The organism is Streptomyces sp. NRRL F-5630 (assembly GCF_000719475.1).
Lineage (GTDB): Bacteria > Actinomycetota > Actinomycetes > Streptomycetales > Streptomycetaceae > Streptomyces.
Window position 1 is genome coordinate 1 of the sequence record NZ_JOGO01000223.1, and the last position, 235, is coordinate 235.

A 235-nucleotide genomic window follows, 5' to 3' on the forward strand; every position below is an offset into this window, starting at 1 on the left:
GTCGGTCCCGCCGAGGTGGTACGCCGCCCACGCGTGACCGGGCGCCTCACCCTGGCGCCGCGCCAGGACGAACGCCGCCGCGCCCGGACCCGCCGCCGCGACAGCGCCCGCCACCGCGGCCCACGAGCGCACCCCGCGCCAACCAGGACCCATCACCAGCGACGACGCGGCAGACCGCTCGTCGATCACCGCATCGTCGACCGTGGCCGCCGGACGCACACCCTTGGGGTACAGC

1 protein-coding gene is annotated in these 235 nt (G+C 77.4%); it reads right to left on the minus strand.

Going from position 1 to position 235, the window contains the following annotated elements; genetic code table 11:
- The coding region (locus tag IF99_RS31510) for a toxin glutamine deamidase domain-containing protein (RefSeq protein WP_037828415.1) at positions 1–219 on the minus strand (219 nt) is incomplete at its 3' end.
- Positions 220–235: the final 16 nt, after the last annotated feature.